The organism is Neoalteromonas flava, from assembly GCF_002807685.1.
Taxonomy (GTDB): Bacteria; Pseudomonadota; Gammaproteobacteria; order Enterobacterales; family Alteromonadaceae; genus Alteromonas_E; species Alteromonas_E flava.
Genome location: NZ_PEAX01000041.1, coordinates 1 through 261, shown reverse-complemented (window position 1 = coordinate 261; position 261 = coordinate 1). Strand labels below are relative to the sequence as shown.

General features: G+C 46.0%; 1 rRNA gene. It reads left to right on the top strand.

Going from position 1 to position 261, the window contains the following annotated elements:
• Positions 1-59: 59 nt before the first annotated feature.
• A 16S ribosomal RNA gene (locus CSH92_RS17035) occupies positions 60-261 on the top strand; the annotation flags it as partial.

Below are 261 nucleotides of genomic sequence, written 5' to 3'. Positions count from 1 at the left end.
AAGAGTGTCACAACGACAATTTATTTTTAGTTTCTGTTTACAGAAACGACGCAAGTATTCAATTGAAGAGTTTGATCATGGCTCAGATTGAACGCTGGCGGCAGGCCTAACACATGCAAGTCGAACGGTAACAGAACTAGCTTGCTAGTTGCTGACGAGTGGCGGACGGGTGAGTAATGCTTGGGAATTTGCCTTTAGGAGGGGGATAACAGTTGGAAACGACTGCTAATACCGCATAATGTCTACGGACCAAAGGGGGCT